Annotated in this window: 7 protein-coding genes; 2 read left to right on the top strand and 5 right to left on the bottom strand. The window is 37.1% G+C overall.

Going from position 1 to position 4,163, the window contains the following annotated elements; genetic code table 11:
- Positions 1–89: ATP-binding protein (locus EKM76_RS13740; protein WP_225417923.1), on the top strand; the 89-nt coding region annotated here is incomplete at its 5' end.
- 35 nt (positions 90–124) lie between these two features.
- Here EKM76_RS13740 and EKM76_RS12875 read toward each other — a convergent pair.
- From EKM76_RS12875 to EKM76_RS12895, 5 genes are all read right to left on the bottom strand, one after another.
- Positions 125–364: a hypothetical protein gene (locus EKM76_RS12875; protein WP_164507664.1), complete on the bottom strand. Its 240-nt coding sequence runs from the start codon at positions 362–364 to the stop codon at positions 125–127.
- 23 nt (positions 365–387) lie between these two features.
- Positions 388–999 carry a L(+)-tartrate dehydratase subunit beta gene (ttdB, locus tag EKM76_RS12880; RefSeq protein ID WP_125550972.1) on the bottom strand — a complete coding sequence of 204 codons (612 nt, stop codon included), beginning with the start codon at positions 997–999 and terminating at the stop codon, positions 388–390.
- Complete coding sequence (ttdA, locus tag EKM76_RS12885) at positions 996–1,916, bottom strand: L(+)-tartrate dehydratase subunit alpha (protein WP_164507665.1); 921 nt, start codon at positions 1,914–1,916, stop codon at positions 996–998. Before ttdA ends, ttdB begins: the two co-directional genes overlap by 4 nt.
- 234 nt (positions 1,917–2,150) lie before the next feature.
- A complete protein-coding gene (locus tag EKM76_RS12890; RefSeq protein ID WP_125550973.1) occupies positions 2,151–3,167 on the bottom strand; it encodes an AraC family transcriptional regulator in 1,017 nt (338 codons plus the stop codon).
- Positions 3,168–3,299: 132 nt separating this feature from the next.
- Positions 3,300–3,842: a WxL domain-containing protein gene (locus tag EKM76_RS12895; RefSeq protein ID WP_125550974.1), complete on the bottom strand. Its 543-nt coding sequence runs from the start codon at positions 3,840–3,842 to the stop codon at positions 3,300–3,302.
- Positions 3,843–3,945: 103 nt separating this feature from the next.
- On the opposite strand from EKM76_RS12895, the gene EKM76_RS12900 reads away from it, so the two are divergent.
- Positions 3,946–4,163 (top strand): IS3 family transposase (locus tag EKM76_RS12900; RefSeq protein WP_016372328.1); only part of this gene is annotated, 218 nt, incomplete at its 3' end.

Raw genomic sequence — 4,163 nt, forward strand, 5'->3', positions numbered from 1 at the left:
TTACTGCAGCTATTTTAGATCGGCTAGTTCACCATGCCCATGTGATTAAAATTACCGGCAAATCTTATCGAATTAAGGACGCTGATTAACCGCCACAAACCTACATTTTCTAACCGCCATAAACCTACATTTTTACGCCGCCCTTGACACCTAAACTAACCTCGCCAGTTTTCTTATTAATTTCAAAAAATAACGCATCATTGATCCAAGAAAACATATCGGTAAAGTTTGCTTTTGTTGTTAGAACAATAATCACACCGAAGAACAGTGGTACCAAAACTAACGCGCCTAGAATTGAAAGCTTATTTTTAGCTAGCAGATAAATAAATAAACCAATCATTAGTAGTGCGAGTAGAATAATCATCATGAGCCACCGCTTTCGTTTGACTATTTAATGAAGCGAACCTCTTTATTTATTTTTATAATTTCTTCTTCCTTACGTTTATTAAACTCAATTTTATTTTTTTCAAATAGATTATCGCCCTTGGTGTCAATCGAAACAATTAGCGGTCCAAAGTCATGTACTTTACAAACCCATAAAGTTTCAGGCATTCCCAAATCTTTCCACTGTGCATCAATAATCTCTTCAACCTTAGTTGCTGCAAATACGGCATTACCCGCTGGGAAAACTAAGTGCAACGCTTTACTATTTTTACATGCGCGTTGTGTACCTTCACCCATTCCCCCCTTGCCAATAACTAATTTAACATTAGTTTGTTTGACAAATTCTTCCTCAAATTTTTCCATCCGCATGCTAGTTGTTGGTCCAACGGCGATCATTTCATATTTGTCGTTACCGAGGTCCTTAACGATTGGACCAGCATGTAAAATAGCTTTATTAGCAACATCGACCGGAAGTGGTCTCTTCTCCTCGACTAAGCGCCGATGTGCAACGTCACGGCAAGTTACCATGATGCCATCTAAGTAAACAATGTCACCGATCCGAATGTCTTCAATATCTTTGTCTTCAATGGGTGTGGTTAAATGATATGTTTTCATAGTTCGACTCCTTCATTTAATGGTAATTCGTAGTTTAATTCAGCATCAAAATCGATTTTCCCACGGCGATGTGACCAGCAACCTGTACTGATTCCAACACCGATCGTTGATGGATGCCGTGCGGTATTAACAACATTGACACCCATCACTGACTTCTTCCCACCAAATCCTTGTGGGCCTAAGCCAATATTATTAATTCCATCCTCAAGTAAGTGTTCCATTTTTGCTGCGTTGGCATTAGGACTAACGCTGTCAACCGTACGCATCAAAGCTAATTTTGAATTCATTGCTGCTGTTTCAACTGAAGTTGCGACACCAACACCAACCAACAATGGTGGACAAGCATTAATGCCATAGCTAGTCATTTGATCCATAACAAAGCGAACGACGCCTTCATAGCCTTCACCTGGCATCAATACCATAGCAGCTCCAGGTAATGTACAACCACCACCAGCCATATAAACATAAATCTCTATTTTGTCACTATCATCCGGAACGTCCAGAAATACCGATGGAATTCCGTTACCAATATTTAAACCAGTATTATATTCATCAAAAGTTTGTACAGCATTATGTCGTAAAGGTGCTTCTTTCGTTGCACGATAAACGGCATCTTTAAAGATACTATTCAGTTCGCCCAGTAATGGAAAATGTGAACCACATCTAACAAAAAACTGTAAAGCACCTGTATCTTGACAGCTTGGTCGTTTCATTTTTTCAGCTAACAACTGATTTTCACGCATTGTGTCATAAACCAGTTGCTGCAATGGATCAACTTCGATCTTAGCTAATTCTTTTAATTTCTTAGCAACATCATCAGGTAAGCGATGACTGACAACTGAAATATAATCAGCCATAATGTCACGCATCTTGCTACCCTGTTCTGATAAAATTGGTTCCGTATATTCATATAGCATAACTGTGATCCCCCTCTTATTCGTTTGTACATATAGAGAATACGGTGAATACGTTTTCAATTCTAGCCACTATTTATCACACTTTTATGAAATAAGAACCAAGTACTACTCATTACATTATGTTTCTCTTTATTAAGTAACAAAAAAACGCATTCCAAAAGTTGATTAGAATGCGCGATATTTAGCCCATCATCTTAAAAAGAGCATAAAAATTGGGTACCCAAATTTTTGTAATCAGTGGTTAATAATTTCTTGTAAATTATTAACCAGCTGATGATATTTCTGCTCATATCCTTTAAATTCACAATTATCACATGGATCAATAAATAACAGTTCTTTTTTATTTTGTGCAAAAATTGATAATTTTTGTAATATAATCTCTTGTAATTGTGGAGAAAGTTGCTTTTTAAAATCGTGATCTTGAGATATTAATTCTGGTGAGACTAATCGACGATAATCAGATGGAGTTTGGCCAAAATGTTTTTTAAACATTAAATTAAAGGATTTCACTTCCTTAAACCCATTATGGTAGGCCACATCTACTACTTTAAGCGTTGTATGAGTTAAGTCAGTCACCGCATGTTGCAACCGACAACGTACTAAATATTCATAAAAATTAATACCTAGTTCTAATTTAAATAGCTTTGACAAATATGAAGAGGAATAATTACAATAATCAGCTAACTTCTCTAAAGTGATATCTTCTTGATAGTGTTCATCAATATAGTGAGTTGTTGTATCCAAAAAATGGCTTTTTTGTGTAATCGTTCGTGACCCTTGGATCATATCAGCAAAAAAATACTGTGCCAATTCATTAGCTAGTTGGTAAAACAAGCTATTTATTGTTAGCTTATTAGTATTAGCCCGCATACCTAAATACAAACATGCCAATGCGTGTCGAATTATCGGATAAGCTGGACTAAATTTTTTACTTGCTGAATTAAGTGTAAATTGACCCACATTTAAATCGAATCCTTGATTTGTAAAAAAATCAGGCATTATATGTATGCGTAAGGCAATACTGTTGGGCTTTAGTGCAAAAGTCGCGTGCCCACAATTAGAATTAATTATAATTAAATCATTTTCACTAAGAACATAACGATTACCATCAACGTTGACTTCTATCTCGCCTTGTAATAACCATAACAATTCAACCTGCTGATGCCAATTATAATGATAGCTGCCGATATTATACACTAATTGATCAAACTGAAAATCAATTTTGCTAGTATATTGTAAATTTTTTGTCATACTAATCTTCCTTATTAGAATCAATTAAAACGCTTACTCAAATTATAACATGCATCGCAGATTTTCAATAACACAAAAATAAGCCAGCGATTTGCTGGCTTATTTTTGTATACCTATCCCTTAGTTTGTTGACTAATTAATACCTGTACTTAGAGTCCAAGTTAATGTCGTCTCATAGACCGCATTACTAACAGTTGCAGATGTTGGCATCGTCAACTTAATATCAGTCTTCTTCCAGCCAAATACATCAGCACCCTCACCTTCTCCAGCAACAGCATTGGCCACTGGATGGTTAGTATCATCCGTACTCAATGGTAACGTTAAATTCTTTGTAACATCAGTAACTGGCGTTGCGTCACCAGATGTTACAAAGTCTTGATCTTGTTCTTCAGCAGTCAGATCAAAAACGTCTTGTGTTTGACCTGAGCTTGTATTGTTAAAAGTTAAAATTGCACCATCGATTGAATCGCCTGCAGGATTCCCTTGATCGGTCATCTTCTGCAATGGACCATCTGCCTTAACATTTAAGACCCAAGTACCGGCTATGCTATCACTTTTTCCAGTTGCGTCGGCCGTGTTATCTGTCCGTGTCGTTTGTTTGTCGATAACGGTAGCCCAAGCTTTGCCCGCAACATCTTGTAACCCAGTATCCTGAGTGTTCAATGTTGCCGTCATATTAGTATCACCGCTTTTATAGTGGATGTAAGCTGATTCCTGAGACAACTTTTAAGAGAGGGTATAATGAATAAATCGTCTCTCAAAAGGAAGGAATTTTTACATGCCAACTCGTTACGACAAAGAATTCAAACAAAACATCATCAACCTATATAAACAAGGCGAATCAGCCGCCCAACTGGCCAGAGAATATGGCATTGGCTATTCAACCGTTCATAAGTGGATCCAGGGCCAAGCCAAAACTCAATCCGGTAAATCGCCAGACGAAATTAAAGCGATGGAAAAGCGGCTGGCTTCCCTGTCTGAGGAGAACGAAATCCT

The sequence above is a fragment of the Loigolactobacillus zhaoyuanensis genome (assembly GCF_003946385.1).
GTDB lineage: Bacteria > Bacillota > Bacilli > Lactobacillales > Lactobacillaceae > Loigolactobacillus > Loigolactobacillus zhaoyuanensis.